Here is an 18,251-nt window from a genome sequence, read left to right as displayed (position 1 = left end):
GTTATATCACGAGAAATGGAGCAGGAAGTTAACAGTTTAAACTGTTCTCTTTAAATCAATGATTTAAAGATATCTTTAAACTTCGTTTAAAGAGTGAGGAATGCGTCTAATTATTAAATAAACCATTAATGAATCAACAACAGCATCTCTGATTCATAATTAGTTTATATATGTATAACATATTTGTAGATAGCATGTACCTGACATTGAAAGTCAAACTGAATCCCGATAGAGAACAAAGCGATAAACTATTGACAACTATGGAGAAATTCAATGAGGCCTGCAACTATGTTTCTGAGGCTGCATGGTACAACAAGAAGTTTGGTAAAACCGGGATTCAGAAACTGACTTATTATGATATCAGGCAGAACTTCAGCCTATCTGCCCAGTTGACTGTCAGGGCAATCGGTAAAGTAGTTGAAAGCTACAGCAGCGACAGAAAAACCATGCACAAATTCGATAGAAGAGGTGCAGTGGTCTACGACCAGAGGGTACTGTCGTTCAAGGGAAATGATACTGTGTCCATACTTACACTGGATGGTCGTGAGAAGATCAGTATTTCTTACGGTGATTTTCGACCTCTGGATAAAAACAGAATCAGAGGTCAAACAGACCTGATTTACGAAGATAATAATTTTTACCTGATGCTTGTGATGGAAGTGGGTGAAAACGAAGTTAGGTTCGACGATGATGTCATGGGAGTAGACCTTGGTGTGGTCAATATAGCAACCACTTCTGATAACGAAATTTACAAAGGCACAAAAGCTGATGAGATACGAGAGCGATATACCAGTCTAAAATCAAGGTTGCAGTCAGCTGGAACGTGGTCCGCCAAGAAACATCTCAAGAAATTATCCAAAAAGGAACGTCGGTTCAAACGTGACTTGAACCACCGAGTTGCCAAACAACTGGTTAAACGCGCTAAAGACACATCCCGGGCTATTGCACTGGAAAACCTCAACGGTTTTCGTCCGGAAGCTACGGTTACTAAAGCGCAGAGAGACAGGTTGGGTAAATGGGCGTTCTCTGAATTGACCGATTTCATATTATATAAAGCAAAACTGGAAGGAGTACCAGTAGTCATTATCAACCCGATGTATACCTCGCAGCAGTGTTCTGAGTGCGGGCATATCAATAAGAGCAACCGCCAGAAACAGGCTAACTTCAGGTGTAAGACATGCGGTCATAGAGAGAACGCCGACTACAATGCTTCAAAGAATATTGCACACAGGGGAGATGTCAGCCTTCCTAATGTCCTCCGCTTAGCTTCTGTTAGTTAAGAGATGGAAGGACAAGCTAACCGCTTTAGCGGTTAGTAGCTGACATTTGGATATCATATTGTACAATTGCTAATAAATGAGCTGTTCGGATTATGGGGATTTGGATATAGTAAAAAACACTCCCCTGCGGCTTAAGTATGTGAATCCTGTTTAATTATTGATATATTGGAATGATTTAGCTTGAAGAACAAGTAGGTAAATCTCTTCCTTAATTTTTAAAAGCTATCAACAAGTAATTTTATAATACAATAGAAAAAATATTAAATTCTATATAAACAGGTATCTGGCACTATTAAACACAAATATAGCTGCCGAAATTGCTATTGTTACAGCTTTCTTTGGTTTAGCAATAGCCAGTACTAATTTAGCTAAAAATTACTGGTCATCTCCTGACCAGTCTCCTTTTCATCTGTTTTTAATCTCTATTAGGTCAGATTTACGTACTATCTAACAAGCACGATTATAGAGACGACAAAATCCAGATATCAAAATTTTCTTTTAATGCTTGAACTATAATTTTCTTTCATGGATTTAAATATTTAGTGGTTATTTAACATTAATTTGTATTGTTAGTTTGGAGTTTTAGATGCTCCAGTTTTCGAAACATTCATTTTGTACTACATCAATGTAGGCATCAAATATACAAATTTATGAAATAAAATGGAGGTATATTTAATGATAAATGACCACTGGAAAGATTTACCTACAGGGCCAGATGTACCTGAAATAGTATATGCAGTAATAGAAATACCTAAAGGAAGCAGAAATAAATTCGAATATTCAAAGGAGTTTGGAACCTATATCCTTGACCGTGTATTGCATAGTCCACAATATTATCCCGGAGAATACGGTTTTATTCCTAAAACTATGTATGATGATGGAGACCCAATGGATATCATAGTTCTAATGGATGAAAGGACATTTCCGGGATGTATGCTTGAAGCCAGGCCAGTAGGACTTATGTTGATGACTGATTCCGGTGAAACAGATGATAAAATACTGGCAGTTCCTAATAAAGACCCCCGATACAGTCACATAAAGGATATATCTGATGTGACACCACATGTAATGGCTGAAATTAGTCAATTTTTCAACACTTATAAGGATTTGGAATATGAAAAAGATGTAGCTGTACATGGATGGGATAATAAGGAGGCTGCAATAAAAGCAATAAACCATTCAGTTCAACTCTACAAAGAAGAATATGGAGAATAAATAAAAGACTAAAACAATTTATTTATAAGAGTTTTTAGCTTTTTGAAATGTGTTATTATCAGAGCTCAACCATCAAATACTGTATTATCTTAACTCATTTCCTGCTTTGGACCCACTGATGATATTTTTAACATGGATTGGTTATTATCCGTTATGGATAATTCTAATCTTGTTTCTGTATTATCAGTGGGGTAAAACAACGGCAATAAGATATATACTGGTTCTTTTATCAGTATCGTTTATTGTATTTTCACTTAAAGCATATTTGATGGTTCCAAGACCTCAAGATGTGAGAATAGTGTTAGAAGCGTATGGTTACTCCATGCCGAGTGCTCATGCATCCCTTTCATTTGCATCAGCAGTTTTTTTGCATCCAATTGCTGGTAGACTTAAATATGGTCTGTGGTTACTGGCTATCCTTATAAGTATCAGTCGTATATCACTTGGTGTGCACTATCCAGTAGATATAGTAGTAGGTGCTTTTATTGGAGGTTTTATTGGATATCTTGGTTATCACCTGAGACCACTTTCTAAATCCAATTTTTGATAATAGTTTAGTTTGTCTCTCAATTAGGGTTCATTTAACTTTATTCTCTATTTTATCAGTAGTATCCGTATTTTTTGGTATGGTAAAAGTAAATCTGCATCCTCTCCCTTCTACACTTTCAACTTGCATTTGTCCACCATGCATTTCAACCATTCTTTTTGCCAAAGTCAATCCAAGACTCGTTCCAGAATAGCGGTGATTTGCACCAGAATCCAGTTGTTTAAATGATTCAAATATTTCTGCCTGTTTGTTCCGGTATTCAGGTACCTGTATCAACAACAGAGAACAGGTATTCATCACCTGTTTGATTTACCTCTACAGTAACAGACCCCTTATTTGTAAACTTTATAGCATTGTATAATAGACTGTAAAGGAATTGTCTAATTTTTATTTTATCTCCGCATAGATGAACTTTATATCATGGTCAATTACTGTGATACAGGCTGATATTTTTTTCAAAAGCAATGAGGTGAATTTTTGTTTTAAGGTCATCAATGAATTCATGGATGGGTATCTTTTCACAATGAATTGCAAAATCACTGGATTCTACTTTTGACAAATCGAGCAGATTGTCTATAAGGTCAAACAGGTTTTGCCCACCTTTATTTATTATTTTAGATAATTTTATATGTAATAATCTTTTAGAAGCAAACCTTATATAAAACAAAATTAGATATTTCAATATCTAATTATAATAATAGTCTATGATAAACATGGTCTATAGTTACGTGTATATTTAAAAGTAAGATGTAGGGTTAATATGAAAACAGGAGTAGCTTTTGATTTGGGGACTAGCGGCTTTAGAGCCCATAAGATGGATCTTGAAACCGGTGAGATTAAAAGAACAGTTATAACATTGAGGAATCCTATTCCTGGAACAAATGTGATGGATCATATGGATTTTGCCATCCATTATGGTCAGGATTTGACCCATTATCTGGTTATTGATGCTGTTAAAAATATCATTTCAAAACTTGAAGTTGATATAGATAACCTTGAACGAATTTCAGTGTGCGGGAACCCTATCCAGCTTTCATTGTTCCAGGGTATGACCATAGAAGACCTTGCATATGCAGGGGAACGGAAAAAAGAAAAATACAATATTAAAGACCAGGAAAGGAAAGCCAATATACTTGACAGCAGTGAAATCAATGGCCTTGAAGATTTTAAAGACTGCAAAGTGGTTATACCTCCTGCAATCAGACATGAAGTGGGAGCTGATGCACTGGCGTTGATGGTGGTTTCCGGGATGCTTGACAGTGATGAAGTAGCGATAGCCACCGATTATGGAACCAATGCAGAGATGGCTCTGAAAGTAGATGATGTGATATATACAGGGTCTGCAGCAGCGGGTCCGGCTCTTGAAGGACAGCAGATAAAACACGGTGTCCTGGCATCGCCATATACGATTTCTGATATTGAATTTGAGGATGGATATCTGAGAAATTACGTATTAAATGAGGAGATGATACCGGTAAAAGGTGACCTTGTAGACCCGAAAACTGGTGAAGTTAAAGAAGAAGGGAATATTCGTGCAAAAGGTATCACAGGAACAGGTGTAATAGCCCTGATAGATGAATGTATTGAAAACGGATTGATAAAACTTCCAAAAATCCAGACCTCTGATGGGATACTAAGGCTCCAGGACAATGTCCTGTTCAGTGACAAGGATTTATCTGAAGCAGGAAAGGCTCTTGGAGCATTAAGAGCGGGACATATAACTCTCTGTAATGCAGCCGGTATAGAGATGGGTGATGTGACAAGAGCCTATATGTCAGGTGCATCAGGTACATATGTAGATGCATTGAAATCTTATAGAATAGGGATGAGCCCTTATAACGTTGACCATATTTCACAAATTGGTAATACTTCACTTGTGGTTGCAAGAGAGATACTTCTTTCAGAAGACAGATTATGGGAACTTCAGGATATCGCTAACAAAATAGTTGGTCACCATACCATGTTTGCAACCGAACCTGCGTTCAGGGATACCTATGTGCTTGAAATTGCATACTGGGATGAAGGTATGCCTTTCAAGATGCTTAAAAAATACCTCAAAAAGAAAAATCTCCCACAGATTGATGTACCATCCAAAACACCTGAAGTTGAAAAACGTGTGGTAAAGGATATACCTGTGTTAGGGGAAGAAGGATTGTTCGTCCTTGAAAATGTAGGTACACATCTTACAATGACACTGGAAGATCCGGTTAGCTGTGAAAAAAGCGTTGAGGTCTGTCCTACCAGTGCTATAAGTATAGATGATAACGGCAAGGTTCTTATCAGAACAGACCTTTGTGAAGGTATTCACTGCCAGAAATGCGTTAGAGCATGCCCTACAGGTGAATTGAACTGGGATGAACTGGAAGTTATGGGAGTCTAAAACTGGAAGGTTGTATTATGAAAGTCCTTGTTATTGGTGGTTTTCTCGGCAGTGGTAAGACCACTGCTATACTAAACCTTGGTAAATATTTGAGTGAAAATAACTACCGTGTAGCTATTATTGTAAATGAAATCGGTGAGATAGGTCTTGATGGTGATGTCATTTCAAAATACGGGTTTGATACTACAGAACTGACCAGTGGATGTATTTGTTGTAGTTTGAAAACAGATTTGCGTTACACTGTAACCACTCTGTATAACAACTATAATCCTGATATTCTTATAATCGAGCCTACAGGTATTGCATTTCCTAATGTGATTCGTAATGAAGTAAATCTTATGAATCTGGATGATATTGAATTTGCACCTCTTGTAACGTTTATTGATGGTAGCCGATTTAAACAGTTGATGAAGGAAATCAGGCATTTCTCCCAGAGGCAGATTATCGATGCTGAAATACTGGTAATTAACAAGACTGACCTGATAGAATCCCGTCAACTTCCGATAATAGAGGATGCGGTACATCAGCTCAACCCTGATGCTGATATTATCCGGTTATCTGCTAAAATGGACGATAATAAATTCAGAAAATTTGCTAAACTTATAATTGAAAAACCAGGATTAACACCTGAAATAATCCAGGATTTGTCTGAAGAGGAAATAGATTCTATCCAATGTTCCAATGTAGCCACATATTCCAAAGAGTTCGTTGTGTCCCGGAAGAATCTGGAATCTGATGTTGCCAGTTCTATAGCAAGGGATATAGTCTACACCCTTAAAGATGAGGTTATAAAGTTGAATCCAGAATTTCTGGGTCATATAAAACTGTATTTTGAATACAACTCAAACATGGTCAGGATAAGTATGACTTCTTATTATGATACACCTGAAGTAGAAGTAGTTGAAACATCCAGAAGTGCCCATTATCCAAGGTTAAAAATCCTTACAGCAGTATCAAATGTTGAAAAAAGCGAACTCGTAAATACCGTAGATAGATGTGTAGAAAACATATTCTATGAATATGATATAGAAATAGAAAAATCAGATACTCATAGTCATGAATCGCATAATCATTAATAGGGTTCCCATCTGAAATGATATATAGATAGGATCGAAAGAAGTAATCAATTTAGATGGGAACCTATGTTCCTGAAATAATTTCATGGTTATTTATGTTTTCGGTAAAATACCTGTTTTTAAATATTTATGAGTCTATTTTGAAATTTAAGTTAAAAATGGTAGTGTAGGTAATAAAACACCGATAATGTATTTATTTAATGTAATCCAAATATTAACATATACATGAGACGGGGTCTTAATATCCAAAAATCAGAAAGTTCCATAAATCAAACAGAAGCATCAACAATACAAAATGTTTTGATGGATTTCATAAACAACGAAGTTTTTTTTGTATTTTTGTTTGATGGAACAAAAGATCGATCTGTTCAATCTGTTTCTGGAAATATTACACTTCTGGGGTATAAACCAGAACAATTCAAACCCGGAAAATTGTACTACAATGATATAATACATTCTGTTGATCGGGAATATGTTGAGTCTGAAATATCAAATTGTTTTGAAAAAAGATGCAGTGGCTATAATCTGCAATATCGGGTATTAACCGGTGAAGGAAATATCAGATGGGTGGACGAGAGAACAGTGGTTTTATATGGTGGAGATGGTAGTGTAGACCGTCAGGAAAGTGTTGTTTTTGATATAACTAATAACAAATTATCTGAAATAGATTTAAAAGCATCTGAGAAAAAATACTCGACTTTGATAGAGTGTGGAATAGATGGAATTCTCATTGTTCAGGATGGATATATAAAATTTGCAAACAGGGCTTTTGAGAATATAACGGGTTATAAAAGAGATGAAATTATTGAAACCACTTTTCTGGATTATATTCCTGTGGAATATCAGAGAATGGTTAATAAAAAATATGAGAAATTATTGAAAACAGAACCTAAATACCCATACACCTACGAAGTTTATATACAATCAAAATCTGAAGGATTAATACCTGTAGAAATAAATTTATCAGCAATCAATTTCGAGGCAAATCCTGCTGTAATGTTTAATATACGTGATATTACAGAACGTAAAGAAGCAGAGATGAAATTAAACCTTGATGAATCATGCCTTGAATCACTTTTAAAAATTAACCAGATGTCTGATTTTTCCGATGAGGAAATTACAAATCTGGTTCTGGATGAAATGATAAGATTGACCCAAAGCGACAGTGGTTATATTGTATTTTTCAATAATGAGGATGAATCATCTTCTATATATGTTCTGTCAAAGGATGAGACAAATAGTGTCAGTGATAAACAATTCAAAAATAGTCTGAAAAATACGGGTCTCTGGAACCGTGTTATCAAACAGAAGCATCCGGTTATTTCAAACAATATCTCTGTTGATTTTTATGATGAAGATTTTTATGGCAATCTTAACATAAAACGACTGTTGAATATTCCTATATTTGATGATGATAGCGTTGTGGCAGTTGGTGGAGTTTTTAATAAGAATAAGGATTATGATAAGTCCAATATACGGCAATTGACACTGTTGCTTAACATAATGCTTGATATTATCCAAAAAAGGAACACTGAGGCGGCTTTAAAGTCATCCGAGAAAAAATATTCAACACTTGTAGAAAAGGGGATTGATGGTACTCTTATAGTTCAGGATGAAGCTATAAAATTTGCAAACAAGGCTTTTGAAAACATAACGGGTTATAAAAGGGATGAAATCACTGAAACCTCTTTTCTGGCTTATATTCCTGTGGAATACCAGAGAATGGTTCTTAAAAAATACAATAAAACTTTGAAAGCAAATCAGGACAATTCACGAATTTATGAAGTAAACTTTTTGTCCAGTACAAAAAATACTGTTCCGACAGAAATCAATTTTTCACCTATCCATTATGAGGGAAAACCTGCTGTAATGCTTAATGTCAGGGATATCACCAAACAAAGACAAAAAGAAAACGAGCTAATAGATACAACAAGGATGCAGGGTTTACTTGAGGATATAATAAATAACAGCCCTGCTATTGTTTTTATATGGAGGGCAGAAAAAGATTGGCCTGTGGAATTTGTTTCTGAAAATATAATGCAATTTGGGTACATCCCCGAGGATTTTACATCCGAACGTATTATTTATGGAGATATAATACATCCTGATGATTTGCAAAAAGTCCGCAACAAAATGGCAGGACGCTATGAAGATAAATCCGGTGAATTTAATCTGGAGTACCGTATATTAACCAGTAATGATGAAGTTAGGTGGGTAGATGAGAGAACTACAATCCATTATGATGAAAACGGAAACGTGAATTACCTGCAGGGTATAATTATTGACATTACCAAGAAAAAACAGGCTGATAATTTCCTGCGCATTCAATCTGATACAGGTAGCTTCGTGTCTCCAAAAGGGAATAATCTTCAGGAGATTTTTGAACAATATCTGGATTTTTGTATCAGCATGGATCCTATTGATTGTGGTGGTTTGTACCTTATCGATGAGGTTACAAATGATTTAAACCTTGTATCCTCTGAAGGTTTAAGCTCTGAATTAATGCAGAAAATGTCCCATTTTACACCCAATTCTATCCAGCACCGATTATTTACAACAGGTCACCCCATTTATAAACTCTATTCTGAAATAATATCTATAACTGGTAATGACCTACCCTATGAAAGTCTACGGGCTACCGCTATTATTCCTGTTAGATATCAGGATGATGTTGTAGCGGTTATGTTCCTTGCCTCAAAAAATAACTATGAAATTTCACAGGATGTGCGTATATCTTTGGAAACAGTTGCAGACCAAATAGGTGAAACAATCGGTTATATAAAATATGAAAACGATTTTGAATATAATAAAGATAATACAAGTAAATTACTGGATAATGTAGATGATTTCATTTTCGTAATTGACTCTGAAGGTCATATTCTTTATGCCAATAAAGCAACTCAAGACCGTCTGGGTTATACCGAGCAGGAATTGCAGGAAATGAACATAATAAATCTCCATTACAGTAAACAGGCTCTAAAAGCGGCATCAAATATTTCTGATGTGGTATCTGGCAATCGCTTTTCATGTGACATACCATTAATTGCCAAAGACGGAACAATTATCTACAAGGATACAAAATTTTCAAAGGGGGAATGGTACGGTCAGGAAGCAATTATAGGTGTATCCAGAGAAATCGATGAAAATCACAAGTCATCTGGTGATTAAGTTTTGGAAATGGTGACGGTTTTTAATTGATACTATAACAGAAAATGCAAAGATGGTGATTATGTTAAGCATTAACCCAAAAAAAACCAATGTTTTTGTAAGGTACAATGTCAATGTAGAAAATGATATGACACCTGATGAACTGGCAGAAGTACTTTACCCAAAGGACGAACTGGTGTATCCAATTGCTAAATCCATTTTTGAAGGGGACGAAGATGATGTTGTAGCGCATCTACAGAATGCAATCGATGCAGGCAGACATCCTATAGACCTTATTAATAATGCACTTATTAAAGGTATGTCTATTGTCTCCAAACTCTATGATGATGGGGACTTGTATTTGCCGGATGTCATTATTTCTGCACAGGCAATGGTAGTGGGTGTCAATTATTGTAAATCAATAAGTACTGAAGAAATAAGTTCAAAAGGTAAGATAGTCTGTTTTGTAGCAGAAGGGGACATCCATGACATAGGTAAAAATATCGTTTCAGTTCTCCTTAAGGCTAAAGGATTTGATGTTGTAGACCTTGGCAGAGATGTACCGGTTGAAGAAGTCGTAGAATCAGTACTGGACGAGAAACCTATAATGGTTTCTGGAACTGCTTTGATGACAACTACAATGTATTCTTTTAAAAAAATTAAAGAAGAACTGACAAGGTTTGATATGGAAACACCTCTTGTATGTGGTGGGGGTGCAGTTACTCAGGACTTTGTGACAAAATATAAACTGGGCATATATGGTGAAGAAGCTGCAGATGTTCCAAAAATAGCTGAATCAATTTTGAAAGGTGAAGAAATCGAAAAATTACAGAACCTTTACCATAAACACTGATACGGAGATAATAACAATGCCAGTTAATAGATGCAAAAAAATGGCATATGATAAAGCAGACGACATGGTGTTTGGTAAATCTAAACATCCAGTAAAAGCAGGATTAGATCTTGAAATAGGTGGGGGTTACACCACAGGAGAAGTGAACTACGCACCGCGACCAGAAGCCGGTACATCCAAAGAAAAACTTGTGAAAGAATACCAGAAGATAACCCGTGACATCATGGGAAGGATGGTAGCAGTCGGAGCACCTTCGGTAGTGCTTGAGACCGAACACGTCCAGCAGATGACCAACAATCCCGAATGGGGTGGAGAAGTAGCCAATGCCCAGAAAGCTATCATGGAAGAATATCATGATGAGTACGGAATCAAATGTGCCTTAAGACATACCCCAGGAGACATCCGTGAAGAACGTGACTACCTGCAGCTTAGAGGAGAAAAATACAACACCCTGATGGAATCCTTTGAAGAGGTGGCATCCAATGGGGCAGACTTGCTGTCCATTGAAACCATGGGTGGTAAAGAGATTCTTGACTATGCACTGATACGTGACGACACACCCGGAGTACTGTATGCTATCGGATGTCTGGGTGCCATAGACATGGAATACATCTGGCAGGATATTGCCAAGATAGCAGACAAACACAACGTAGTACCAGCCGGTGATACCGATTGTGCCCAGGCAAACACTGCCATGTTCATTGCAGGCGGACTGCTTGACAAGAACCTCGCTCACACCGATGCAACTATAGCACGCGCCATCTCAGCCTCCAGAACACTTGTAGGCTATGAAGCAGGTGCAAAAGGACCCGGTAAAGACTGTGGTTACGAGAACACCATAGTTAAATCCGTTGCAGGAGTCCCAATATCACAGGAAGGTAAAACATCAACATGTGCTCACTCAGATGTACTTGGTAACCTTGTTATGCAGTGCTGTGACCTATGGTCCAATGAATCAGTTGAATACCATGGTGAATTTGGTGGTACTACCGTTGAATGCTGGTCAGAGACTCTCATGTATGACTGTGCCTTAATGAATGTGGCACTACAGTCAGGCAACGAAAAAGTGCTCAGGGATATGTTTGCCGCATCTGATAAATACAGAGACCCACAGGGTTACATGCTTTCCTATGACAATGCATGGAAGGTTGGTAAGGCAATCGCAGACAATGGAGATGACCTCTACCTGCGTGCCAAGAAAGCTGCACTTACAGCATGCGACCTGATGGATGAAGGTGCAAAAGGTAAACTTCAGCTTTCAAGGTTTGAGACCAACGCACTCAAGAGAGCAAAAGAATCCCTTGAGAACCTCACCGATGATAAAGACAAGTTCATGGAAGATTGTCAGAAGAAATACGAGAAAGAGGTCAAGGTGTTCCGTCCTGAGAACTACGGACTCTAAAACCTCTTTCTTTATTTCTTTTTTGTATTTGTTGTCTTGACATGGGCTTATATATAAAAAATGTAATAATTAATTATGTGATAACCATGGGGGGTTTCATATGGAACAAACAGAAGAATCTGCATCAGAGGGTGAGAGTTGTAAGACCGATACTTCAGCATTTGGTATCGAACATCTTGCAAAACACCTCGACATCTCAGAGTGTACAGCCAATCCTGCACCGCTTGGTTTTACAGGATATGGTATTGCAGCGTTTTTATTGAGTTTGACCTTTATTGGGGTATATCCTGTAGGGTCGATGATAGTATCACTTGCAATATTTATCGGAGGAATAGCCGAGATATTAGCCGGGCTTCAAGCATGGCGTAGAGGCGATGTATTTGCTGGGACAGCATTTGCAGCCTATGGACTGTTCTGGCCAACGTTTGCATTCTTAGTTATCTTCGAATCGACAGCAATGGTGGCGGGTCCCACACCGATGGCTATGGTGGCATTCCTCGGCATCTTTGGTATCTATACACTGGGTCTGTTTATAGCCACATTAGGTATTGGCAGTAGAGCAATCCAGTTTGTAATCGGAACATTGTTCCTGCTGTTCATCACTCTTGCCATAGGCAATGCAGGAGTTGCTATGATGACAACGATAGGTGGATACATTGGAGCAATCTCCGGGCTTGCAGGTATTTATACAGCGCTGGCGATGATATTGAATGAGGTATATGGAAGGACAATTGCTCCAATCTAATCTTAACCTCATTCAATTTTTACTTTTTAATCTGAACAGAGGAGGCGATGAAAATGAAAAACATGAATGAACGATTAATTAATGCTCTTAAGGGAGAGGAAGTAGATAAAAAACCAGCTGTATCTGTAACACAAACAGCAATTGTAGAGCTAATGGATATTACAGGAGCAGAATGGCCGGATGCACACAGTGATCCAGAAAAAATGGCAACCCTTTCAATGGCATCACATGAACAGGGGAATTTAGAAGCAATAAGGAATCCATTCTGTCTTACAGTGCTTGCTGAAGCACTTGGCTGCGGGGTTAATATGGGTACAAAGAACAGACAGCCCTCTATAACCGATCATCCTTACCCCAAAGACATCAGTGACCTCAAAATGCCTGATGACCTTTATAATACTGGAAGGATACCTGCAGTTTTTGAATCCTCTAAAATTATTAAGGATAAATATGGAGATGAAGTACCGTTAATATCGGGTCTTGAAGGACCTGCAACCCTTGCTTCAGACCTTGTAAGTCCCAAGAGCTTTATGAAATGGTCGATAAAAAAACCGGATAATTTTGATGCTATAATGGATTTTGCAACTGATGCTTGTATAGAATATGCCAACGGTATGGTAAATAATGGAGCAGATGTAGTCTGTGTAGCCGATCCGGTTGCCTCGCCAGACCTTTTAAGTCCCAATGATTTTGACAACCGTATAAAACCAAGATTGCAGCGTTTTGCAGAAGAAGTAAAAGCTCCAACAGTTTTGCATATCTGCGGCAATGTGACACCTATAATAGATATGATGGCTGATACAGGTTTTGACGGTTTAAGTCTGGAAGAAAAAGTAAAAGACCTAAAGGGAGCAAAAGAAACAGTAGGAGACAGAGCAAGTATAGTAGGCAATGTCTCAAGTCCATTTACTATCCTTGGCGGAACACCTGATAAGGTTAAGGAAGATGCCAAGAAAGCCATGGACGATGGTGTGGACGTCCTGGCACCTGGCTGTGGAATAGCTCCAAATTCACCGCTTGCAAATGTTCAGGCGCTGGTAGATGCAAGAAACGAATACTATTCCTGATATCTATCATCCATTTCTGCCATATATGATTCTAAATATGAAATCCACAACCGAAAACAGTTCAAATTTGAAGAAACTGGTTGCACACACACCAGTTTATGTTTTTTTATGGAAACCTGAATACAACTGGCCAGTGGAATATGTGTCAGAAAACATTCTACAATTTGGTTACACAAAAGAGGATTTTATATCCGGCAGGATGAATTACATTGATATAATACATCCGGAAGATGCAGGCAAGGTAAGGAAAAAATTCAGTAGGAATTATAACTATGGATATAAAAATATTTCTCTGCAATACCGGATATTGACCAAATCAAAAAATATCCGATGGGTGAATGGAAAAACGTTAGTTCAATTTGATGAAAAGGGAAAACCCAGCCATTTTCTAGGTATAATTGTAGATATCACAGACCAGAAAATGAAAGAAGAAAAACTCCAGGAAACACTTGCAATAAAAGATGAACTTGAATCGATAATCAACAATAGTCCTGCAATAGTTTTTCAGTGGAAGTCGGAATGTAAACTTGAAGAGAAATGGCCTGTTGAATTTGTATCGGACAACATAAACCGTTTTGGTTATACACCAGATGAATTTGTTACAGGAAAGCTTCAGTATGGGGATATCATATATCCTGATGACCTTGAACATGTTCAATATGAACTCTGCAAACGTAGGGAAAAAGGACATAATGATTTTTCGCAGGAATACAGGATAGTTACTAAATCGGGTGAAATAAGATGGGTGGATGAGAGAACTTTTATCCAGAGGGATAAAGATGGTAATCCAGTTTCCTATCAGGGGATAATTGTTGATATTACCGACAGGAAACATACTGAAAATATTCTGCATACAGAACACGATATCGCGCTTTTACTGAATACATTTGATGAACCAGAGGTAATTTTAAATCAGGTACTGGAGCTAATACTTGATATAGGAGTTGTAGATTGTGGATGCATTCATCTGGCAGACGAAAACAACGACCTCAACTTGATAATATCTGTGGGTCTCTCAAACGATTTTGTAACCAGCATTTCTTATCTGGGTTCAAATTCCATTCTCAACAGAATAATAATGACCGGTCAGCCGGTTTACAAGGACTATTCTGAAATACCATTCAAATCAGATGAATCAGCAAAAAATAGTGAAAAACTGCGTGCAGTTGCACTTATACCGTTGGTTTTTAATGGAGAAGTTCTGGGTGCATTAAATTTATACTCACATTTGTATGATGAAATTCCCTCTGATGTCCGTACAGCCATTGAGACAATTGCTGCGCAATTGGGCGGTTTTATCGCACGGATGAAAACTGAAGCGGATATCAATGATTATCTATCTTTCAATAAGTTAATAGAGCCCAATATCCGATATACTGAATTTAATAAAAGAGTTTAATTTGTTTAATTGAAGGTCTTTTAAATGAAATACAAACTGGTTCCATATTCAAATGATGATTATTCCATGGGTAATAAACTGGCTATATGCTATGTAGTAAATTCACTGGATTTTGTATCCGATTGTTATAAAGTAAATATAACCGAATCTTTGGAGGGTGTTAGCATTGAACTTGGCGTTAAAATCAAATCCGATTTGCTCATAGAAGACAGGAATTTTATAGCCAACAGTATAAAACAGTACCTGATGAATTATTTTGACGGTATATCAAATGTAACTACTCATATCACAGAGGATTAAAATGTGATAATTATTTTTAATCATTAAACCAGTCGGCTTCAAGTTTTTGTAATTGATTGGTAACGTTTGTTTTCAAGTCCAGTGCTGATGGGTAATCATCCAGAATCTTACCGTTTTCCATGAATTTCTGCAGCATGGGTACCATTTTATTTCCGCATTTACAGACCGGTATATCCTCTTTGTTCCATAACTTTGTTTTGTATGTCATACATTCAGGACAGCGGTATGCCTGTTTTTTCTCGCTGAACTTCCCTCTTTTTGCAGAAGGTTTTCCATCCATTTCAACAATATCCATTGAAAAATCGATGGTATCAGCATTTGATATAGTGGTGCCAACTCCAAAACCATCAACACCAGCTTTTCTTAATTCTGGGATTGTGTATTCATTAATTCCACCTGATGCAATAATTCTTGCATCCACTCCTCTACATTTCAGTTCCCATTTTATTTCCTGTGCAATCTTTTTCAGATTTCCTCTTCTTGATGTAGGAGTGTCAAGTCGGATTCCGTAAAGGTTTTCTCCCATTGCTTCGGCTGCCATAAAAGATTCTATAGTCTCATCATAATATGTATCAACAAGTGCTATTCTGGCGATGTCTTTTGATAATACATCATCAAATGCTTTGTATGCCTTTTTTGGATCTCCAAATATAATACTAAGGGCATGAGGCATTGTTCCCTTGGGTTCAATACCTACTTCCTCAGCACCGGCTATGCAGGAAACGGAATCACATCCTCCGATATAGGCGGCACGGTCTATAACTGGGGCTATACCGGGATGCATCCTCCGTATTCCAAAAGACATCACATCACAACTTTTAGCTGCCTTTTTAACCCTTGCTGATTTTGTAGCAACGCCTGATGGGTGGCAGATTAATCCAAGTATGGGGGTTTCGTAAATGCAGAATTTTTTGTATGACCCTTCAATAAACATGACGGGTGTATTTACACCTTCTGTATCCTGATGCCTAAAAACAGTACCTTCGGGTAAGGCATAAATATCAACGTTTTTACCTTCGAGCAGACACAAGACTTCATCCAGTCCTGCAAATACTCCCCATCTCCATTCATCCGGTAATGAGGAAGCAGTAAATTCAGCAACTACATTCTCATTGCCAACACCTTTCTTGTTAAAAATCTCCATTATATTCTCAAAATAAATATCAGTTGTTTTCCCACTGCGAATGTCTTCTTCACTTACTAGATGAAACTCTGGCATCATATCCTTCTCTATTGATGTATATTGTTATAAAACTTGAAACGTTAATAAATCAAATAATTATTTAAAATTGATTATTATAAACCCATACAACCGATGTTTGATTGCTGGTCATTGTTCACGTTTCCAGATTGTTCCTTCTGGAGTATCAATAAGGTGGATGCCGCGTTTTTTTAGATTATCACGTATTTTGTCAGCAGTAGCAAAATCTTTTGAATCCCTTGCTCTATCTCTTTGTTCTATAAGTTCCTGTATTTCTTTTTCAAGGGGTGCCTGTTCACTAAAATCCAGTACTCCCAGCACTTTATCTACATCTTTGAGCATATCCAATAATATATCTGCTTCCTGTTGTCCGATATTTGTAAGGGATTTATTAATGGTTTTTACTGCTTCAAAAAGAACACCGATTGCTCCTGCTATATTCAGGTCGTTTTCCAGTTCTTTGATAAAGTCGTCTTTAACCTTTTCTGCAAATTTTTCAGCTTCAAAATCACCTGATTCATTTCCTATATGTTTCAGGTTAAATATTAATTCCTGCAGTCTGTCAATGGCATTCTGTGATGCCTGTAGATTTTTAAAAGTAAAATTGAGTTTTTGTCGGTAATGGGTAGTAAGCAGAACATAACGTACCGCTTCTGGTTTATATCCCTGATTGAGGATGTCTGGGAGAGTATAAATATTGTTTAAAGATTTTGACATTTTGTCTCCTTCTACCAGAAGATGGGTTACATGCATCCAGTAATTGACAAATTTCTGTCCTGTAGCACCTTCACTCTGGGCTATTTCACATTCATGGTGTGGAAATTTGTTATCTTCTCCGCCTGTATGAATGTCAATTGTAGTGGATTTTTCAGAATCAAAATGTTTATTGAATGCATCTGTGAGATATTTCAACGCCATTGCTGAACATTCAATATGCCATCCGGGGTATCCCTCGCCCCATGGAGAATCCCAGTTCATGATGTGGTTTTTGTATTTGGAATGCGAAAACCAGAGAACAAAATCCTGAGGGTTGCGTTTGTAGGGGTCGTATACAGCACGTTCTTGGGATTGTAATTTTTCCAGAACATTTCCTGAGAGTTTTCCATATTCAGGAAATTTGGTTATATCAAAATAGACATTTCCACCTGAAACATATGCATATCCATTATCTATGAGTTTTTTAATTACCTCTATCATTTCATTAATATGCTGGGTTGCACGAGGATAAACATCTGCATCATCTATATTCAGTTTATTCAGGTCATCTATAAACAATTGCTTATATTTGTCTGCAATTTTCCAAGGGTCAAGTTTTTCTTTATCGGCAGCAACCTGTAGTTTGTCTTCACCTTCATCAGAATCAGATGTCATATGACCGACATCTGTAATATTCATAGCCTGTCTAACCTGATAACCTTCAAGATTTAAAAAACGTTTGAGCAGGTCTGCCATCAAAAAACTTCGTATATTTCCTATATGTACCCTGCCATATACGGTAGGACCGCAGTTATACATCCTTACAAACTTGTCATCTACCGGGATAAAGGATTCAACTTTATTGGTGAGCGAGTTGTAAAGCTTGATGCTCATAATAAAAAAATGTCTTCCAAGTTGTTATATAAGATTTGTGCTTTATCAA

The 18,251-nt window shown here is 37.2% G+C and carries 17 protein-coding genes; 12 read left to right on the top strand and 5 right to left on the bottom strand.

The genetic code is table 11. The features are described 5' to 3' along the window. The first annotated feature begins 194 nt into the window (after positions 1-194). From METEV_RS04715 to METEV_RS04705, 3 genes are all read left to right on the top strand, one after another. Positions 195-1,280: an RNA-guided endonuclease InsQ/TnpB family protein gene (locus tag METEV_RS04715; protein ID WP_013194414.1), complete on the top strand. Its 1,086-nt coding sequence runs from the start codon at positions 195-197 to the stop codon at positions 1,278-1,280. 675 nt (positions 1,281-1,955) lie between these two features. Further along, positions 1,956-2,495: an inorganic diphosphatase gene (locus METEV_RS04710; RefSeq protein WP_013194413.1), complete on the top strand. Its 540-nt coding sequence runs from the start codon at positions 1,956-1,958 to the stop codon at positions 2,493-2,495. A gap of 118 nt (positions 2,496-2,613) precedes the next feature. After that, entirely contained in the window at positions 2,614-3,042 is a 429-nt protein-coding gene (locus METEV_RS04705; protein WP_013194412.1) for a phosphatase PAP2 family protein, read from the top strand. 30 nt (positions 3,043-3,072) lie between these two features. On the opposite strand, the gene METEV_RS04700 is transcribed toward METEV_RS04705, so the two are convergent. From METEV_RS04700 to METEV_RS04695, 3 genes are all read right to left on the bottom strand, one after another. Beyond that, a complete protein-coding gene (locus tag METEV_RS04700) occupies positions 3,073-3,339 on the bottom strand; it encodes an ATP-binding protein (RefSeq protein WP_049890972.1) in 267 nt (88 codons plus the stop codon). Then, a complete protein-coding gene (locus tag METEV_RS12960) occupies positions 3,302-3,391 on the bottom strand; it encodes a hypothetical protein (RefSeq protein WP_394296175.1) in 90 nt (29 codons plus the stop codon). The genes METEV_RS04700 and METEV_RS12960 overlap by 38 nt, the downstream gene beginning before the upstream one ends. Before the next feature lie 75 nt (positions 3,392-3,466). Beyond that, positions 3,467-3,724 (bottom strand): hypothetical protein, encoded by a 258-nt coding sequence (locus METEV_RS04695; RefSeq protein WP_013194411.1) that lies wholly within the window; start codon positions 3,722-3,724, stop codon positions 3,467-3,469. Positions 3,725-3,802: 78 nt separating this feature from the next. On the opposite strand from METEV_RS04695, the gene METEV_RS04690 reads away from it, so the two are divergent. From METEV_RS04690 to METEV_RS04650, 9 genes are all read left to right on the top strand, one after another. After that, on the top strand, positions 3,803-5,422 hold the full coding sequence (locus tag METEV_RS04690) for a methylamine methyltransferase corrinoid protein reductive activase (protein ID WP_013194410.1): 1,620 nt from the start codon (positions 3,803-3,805) through the stop codon (positions 5,420-5,422). Between the two features lie 17 nt (positions 5,423-5,439). After that, a complete protein-coding gene (locus METEV_RS04685; protein WP_013194409.1) occupies positions 5,440-6,498 on the top strand; it encodes a CobW family GTP-binding protein in 1,059 nt (352 codons plus the stop codon). 303 nt (positions 6,499-6,801) lie between these two features. Then, positions 6,802-9,666, top strand: coding sequence for a PAS domain S-box protein (locus tag METEV_RS04680; RefSeq protein ID WP_198008157.1), 2,865 nt, complete (start codon positions 6,802-6,804; stop codon positions 9,664-9,666). Positions 9,667-9,727: 61 nt separating this feature from the next. Next, entirely contained in the window at positions 9,728-10,498 is a 771-nt protein-coding gene (gene mtaC, locus METEV_RS04675) for a methanol--corrinoid protein MtaC (protein ID WP_013194407.1), read from the top strand. A 16-nt stretch (positions 10,499-10,514) separates the two neighbouring features. Continuing rightward, entirely contained in the window at positions 10,515-11,900 is a 1,386-nt protein-coding gene (mtaB, locus tag METEV_RS04670) for a methanol--corrinoid protein co-methyltransferase MtaB (RefSeq protein ID WP_013194406.1), read from the top strand. Positions 11,901-12,000: 100 nt separating this feature from the next. Next, the gene (locus METEV_RS04665; protein ID WP_013194405.1) at positions 12,001-12,645 is read left to right on the top strand and encodes an acetate uptake transporter; all 645 of its coding nucleotides are present in this window, start codon (positions 12,001-12,003) and stop codon (positions 12,643-12,645) included. A gap of 53 nt (positions 12,646-12,698) precedes the next feature. Continuing rightward, entirely contained in the window at positions 12,699-13,712 is a 1,014-nt protein-coding gene (mtaA, locus tag METEV_RS04660; RefSeq protein ID WP_013194404.1) for a methylcobamide:CoM methyltransferase MtaA, read from the top strand. After that, complete coding sequence (locus METEV_RS04655) at positions 13,687-15,111, top strand: GAF domain-containing protein (RefSeq protein ID WP_013194403.1); 1,425 nt, start codon at positions 13,687-13,689, stop codon at positions 15,109-15,111. The genes mtaA and METEV_RS04655 overlap by 26 nt, the downstream gene beginning before the upstream one ends. Positions 15,112-15,135: 24 nt before the next feature. Beyond that, complete coding sequence (locus tag METEV_RS04650; protein WP_013194402.1) at positions 15,136-15,411, top strand: hypothetical protein; 276 nt, start codon at positions 15,136-15,138, stop codon at positions 15,409-15,411. Positions 15,412-15,427: 16 nt separating this feature from the next. Here METEV_RS04650 and METEV_RS04645 read toward each other — a convergent pair whose 3' ends face one another. Together METEV_RS04645 and cysS are read right to left on the bottom strand one after the other, a co-directional pair. Then, complete coding sequence (locus tag METEV_RS04645; RefSeq protein ID WP_198008156.1) at positions 15,428-16,633, bottom strand: nicotinate phosphoribosyltransferase; 1,206 nt, start codon at positions 16,631-16,633, stop codon at positions 15,428-15,430. A 108-nt stretch (positions 16,634-16,741) separates the two neighbouring features. Then, a complete protein-coding gene (gene cysS, locus METEV_RS04640; RefSeq protein WP_013194400.1) occupies positions 16,742-18,202 on the bottom strand; it encodes a cysteine--tRNA ligase in 1,461 nt (486 codons plus the stop codon). Between the last annotated feature and the right edge of the window lie 49 nt (positions 18,203-18,251).

This window comes from Methanohalobium evestigatum Z-7303 (assembly GCF_000196655.1).
In the GTDB taxonomy this organism is placed as follows: Archaea; Halobacteriota; Methanosarcinia; order Methanosarcinales; family Methanosarcinaceae; genus Methanohalobium; species Methanohalobium evestigatum.
Note: the sequence above shows the minus strand (reverse complement) of the source record. Positions and strands in the feature narration are given on the sequence as shown.

Bases quoted from the DNA above. Each gene is read 5' to 3' on its own strand.
- METEV_RS04680 (WP_198008157.1), top strand. From the start codon at position 6,802: ATGGATTTCATAAACAACGAAGTTTTTTTTGTATTTTTGTTTGATGGA.
- METEV_RS04705 (WP_013194412.1), top strand. From the start codon at position 2,614: ATGATATTTTTAACATGGATTGGTTATTATCCGTTATGGATAATTCTA.
- METEV_RS04655 (WP_013194403.1), top strand. From the start codon at position 13,687: ATGCAAGAAACGAATACTATTCCTGATATCTATCATCCATTTCTGCCA.
- METEV_RS04650 (WP_013194402.1), top strand. From the start codon at position 15,136: ATGAAATACAAACTGGTTCCATATTCAAATGATGATTATTCCATGGGT.
- cysS (WP_013194400.1), bottom strand. From the start codon at position 18,202: ATGAGCATCAAGCTTTACAACTCGCTCACCAATAAAGTTGAATCCTTT.
- mtaC (WP_013194407.1), top strand. From the start codon at position 9,728: ATGTTAAGCATTAACCCAAAAAAAACCAATGTTTTTGTAAGGTACAAT.
- mtaA (WP_013194404.1), top strand. From the start codon at position 12,699: ATGAAAAACATGAATGAACGATTAATTAATGCTCTTAAGGGAGAGGAA.
- METEV_RS04690 (WP_013194410.1), top strand. From the start codon at position 3,803: ATGAAAACAGGAGTAGCTTTTGATTTGGGGACTAGCGGCTTTAGAGCC.
- METEV_RS04685 (WP_013194409.1), top strand. From the start codon at position 5,440: ATGAAAGTCCTTGTTATTGGTGGTTTTCTCGGCAGTGGTAAGACCACT.
- METEV_RS04715 (WP_013194414.1), top strand. From the start codon at position 195: ATGTACCTGACATTGAAAGTCAAACTGAATCCCGATAGAGAACAAAGC.
- METEV_RS04645 (WP_198008156.1), bottom strand. From the start codon at position 16,633: ATGATGCCAGAGTTTCATCTAGTAAGTGAAGAAGACATTCGCAGTGGG.
- METEV_RS04710 (WP_013194413.1), top strand. From the start codon at position 1,956: ATGATAAATGACCACTGGAAAGATTTACCTACAGGGCCAGATGTACCT.
- METEV_RS04700 (WP_049890972.1), bottom strand. From the start codon at position 3,339: ATGAATACCTGTTCTCTGTTGTTGATACAGGTACCTGAATACCGGAAC.
- METEV_RS04665 (WP_013194405.1), top strand. From the start codon at position 12,001: ATGGAACAAACAGAAGAATCTGCATCAGAGGGTGAGAGTTGTAAGACC.
- mtaB (WP_013194406.1), top strand. From the start codon at position 10,515: ATGCCAGTTAATAGATGCAAAAAAATGGCATATGATAAAGCAGACGAC.